This is a genomic window from Christiangramia sp., from assembly GCF_029937855.1.
Classification (GTDB): domain Bacteria; phylum Bacteroidota; class Bacteroidia; order Flavobacteriales; family Flavobacteriaceae; genus Christiangramia.
Genome location: NZ_JAPYPC010000070.1, coordinates 1 through 2,795, shown reverse-complemented (window position 1 = coordinate 2,795; position 2,795 = coordinate 1). Strand labels below are relative to the sequence as shown.

Sequence of the window (2,795 nt, the reverse complement as noted above, 5' to 3'; positions counted from 1 at the left end):
GTATGCGTCCGTCTAAGTGCATCTTTTCTGAACCCTTTGTAGATTATAATTTAGCGGTCTAAATATAATCAAAATGACCCGATCTTCAATTGCCACAGAAATGCGTAAGCTAGTCGATAACTATTATGAATCAGGACAAAGCCGATCCTCTTTTGCCCGTAATCACGGAATTAGCAAAGGAAAACTCTGTTATTGGATCCAGAAATTTCCCAAGGAGCAAGTTATAAAGCCCGCAAAAAGTAATTTTGTTTCCTTGTCGGCCGACCCTTCTACCACCCCAACATCCTCCAGGAGTATGCATATCCGTTTAGGTAATGGCGTAGAAATTGAAATTTCCCTGTAATGTTTGCCTTAAGTAGTTCCCTGAATTACCAGCTATATCTTCCTGGTACTGATATGCGTAAGAGTTTCGATGGATTATGTGGGCTGGTCCTTAGAGAATTAGGCCATAGTCCCCAGGATGGTTCAGTCTATATCTTTATCAATAAAGCTCGCAATAAAGTCAAGTTACTGCATTGGCAGTCCGGGGGCTTTGTGTTGTACTACAAGCGCCTGGAGCGTGGCACCTTTGAGTTGCCAAAATACGATGCATCCGTGGGAGGGTTACAGCTGGATTACACCCAACTGGTGATGCTTATCGACGGGGTGGCCATCACCAATATTACCCGAAGAAAGCGCTATAAAAAAGCCGGATAAATGCTGGCATATCTCTAACAAGGGTAGTATTTTAGCTGCCCGATGACCTATCAGGAGCTACAAAAAGAAAACCAGCAACTTCGCCAGTCCAATGAAACCTTCAAGGAGAAGATCTCCGCTTTGGAGGTACAACTCGGACAGCTCTACAAGCTGATCCAGGGCTTTAAATCGGAACGTTTTATTCCTGAAATACTTCAGCAGCAGCTATCGCTTTTTTCTGAAAATTCAGATAAAACCGGGCAAGTAGTCACTCCTAAAGAAACGATCAGCTATACCCGGGAAAAAAAGAAGCACCCGGGCCGTAATACCTTGCCGGAACACCTTCCGGTACGGGAAGTCATTCTTGAACCAGAGGAAGATGTAAGCACGCTAAAAAAAATAGGTGAGGAAGTTAGTGAAACCCTGGAGTATACCCCGGCCAGTCTGGTTAAAAGACGTACCATACGTCCTAAATATGCCAGGAAAAATGAGCAAGGGGTAGTCATTGCGCCACTGCCCACACGTCCTATCGAAAAATCTATTGCCGAAGCCTGTTTATTGGCTTATATCCTGGTGAGCAAGTATATTGACCATTTGCCATTCTATCGTCAGATCCAGCGTTTTAAACGGGAGTTTGGCTGGGAACCTGCCTCCAGTACTTTAAGTGACTGGATGGCGGGTTGTTGCCAGCTCCTGGAGCCCCTCTATAATACCCTGAAACAAAAAATCCTCACAGACGGTTACATCCAGGCTGATGAAAGTCCGATTAAGGTGCTGGATAGTGATAAAAAAGGCAGCACACATCAAGGCTACCAATGGGTCTATCACGACCCCTTGCAAAAACTGGTGCTCTTTAATTACCGTAGGGGACGTGGGCAACATGGTCCCAGGGAATTCCTTGACGGGTATAAGGGATACGTCCAATGTGATGGGTACAGCGTGTATGATAAAATCGGTGTAGATCCGGATATTACTATGGCCGGTTGTCTTGTGCATGCCCGAAGAAAATTTGTAGATACTCGGGATCAGGATAAAGAAAGAGCGGATAAAGCATTAGCCATATTTAGTGAAATTTATAGGCAGGAACGAGCGATCAAAGAAGAAGCAGCTGGTGATGCGGATATGCGAAAAGAACTAAGATTACAAAAGGTGTTGCCACTATTGCAACAGATCAAAACCTGGGTCCAGGAAGAACAGTTTAAGGTGTTGCCAAAAAGTGCTATCGGAAAAGCCATGACCTACTTTTTAAATCAATACCCCAAGTTCGAGGTGATCTTTGAGGATGGCAGGATCGAACTGGACAACAACCTTATTGAGAATGCCATTCGTCCGCTGGCCCTTGGCCGAAAAAATTTCCTGTTCGCAGGTTCCCACAGGGCTGCACAAGATGCGGCCATGTTATATTCTTTCTTTGGTAGTTGTAAAATGCAAGGTATTAATCCCCAAGAGTGGTTAGAGGATACCTTACGAAGGATACCCGATCATAACATCCAAAAGCTGGAAGAGTTATTGCCGGGGTACCACCGTACAGACAAACCATAAAAAACAAAACAATGACCAAAGAGCAGATTAAAGAAAGACAAAAACACCTTCTAGAGCTTACCGGGACCTTTTGCGCCCAGAAACTTGATGGGGAATATTTTGAGCTCTGCGAAAAGCTCATCAAAAAAATGGGCAGGAAAAGGGAAGTCCCTTTTAAAAGGGGAAAACTCGAAATATGGGCTGCTGCAGTAATATATGCCATAGGCTCTATCAACTTCCTGTTCGATAAATCTTTTGAACCCTATATCCCTTCCAAGGAGATCCACGATTATTTTGGCACCAAGCCTACAACAGTATCCAATAAAGCCAGGATCATTAAAGAAATGTTTGATATGTGGCATTTTAGCCCGGAGTTCTCTACTTCCAAAATGGAAGAAGACAACCCTTTTAACAATATGGTTATGGTTGATGATTTTATCGTTCCTGTTGACTCCCTTCCTGAAAATATGCAACAAATGGTACACCAGGCAAGGGCTGAAGGTAAAGACATTACTTTTACTACAAAATAATAAGATGATTAATCTAGCCCAGCAAATGAGCTGAACCCAGATATAAGGCGTAGTTGCTCGGACGGATAC

The 2,795-nt window shown here is 43.7% G+C and carries 4 protein-coding genes; all 4 read left to right on the top strand.

Annotation, left to right across the window (positions count from 1 at the left end):
- Positions 1-73 precede the first annotated feature (73 nt).
- From Q1K34_RS17900 to Q1K34_RS17885, 4 genes are read left to right on the top strand one after another with little or no spacing between them, the layout of a single operon-like run.
- The gene (locus Q1K34_RS17900; RefSeq protein WP_251740834.1) at positions 74-343 is read left to right on the top strand and encodes a transposase; all 270 of its coding nucleotides are present in this window, start codon (positions 74-76) and stop codon (positions 341-343) included.
- Positions 343-696 (top strand): IS66 family insertion sequence element accessory protein TnpB, encoded by a 354-nt coding sequence (gene tnpB / locus Q1K34_RS17895; RefSeq protein WP_251740835.1) that lies wholly within the window; start codon positions 343-345, stop codon positions 694-696. The genes Q1K34_RS17900 and tnpB overlap by 1 nt, the downstream gene beginning before the upstream one ends.
- A gap of 42 nt (positions 697-738) precedes the next feature.
- Positions 739-2,217 (top strand): IS66 family transposase, encoded by a 1,479-nt coding sequence (locus Q1K34_RS17890; RefSeq protein WP_251740836.1) that lies wholly within the window; start codon positions 739-741, stop codon positions 2,215-2,217.
- An 11-nt stretch (positions 2,218-2,228) separates the two neighbouring features.
- Positions 2,229-2,726, top strand: a complete 498-nt coding sequence (locus Q1K34_RS17885) for a DUF6398 domain-containing protein (RefSeq protein WP_251740837.1) — start codon at positions 2,229-2,231, stop codon at positions 2,724-2,726.
- The last annotated feature ends 69 nt before the right edge of the window (positions 2,727-2,795 follow it).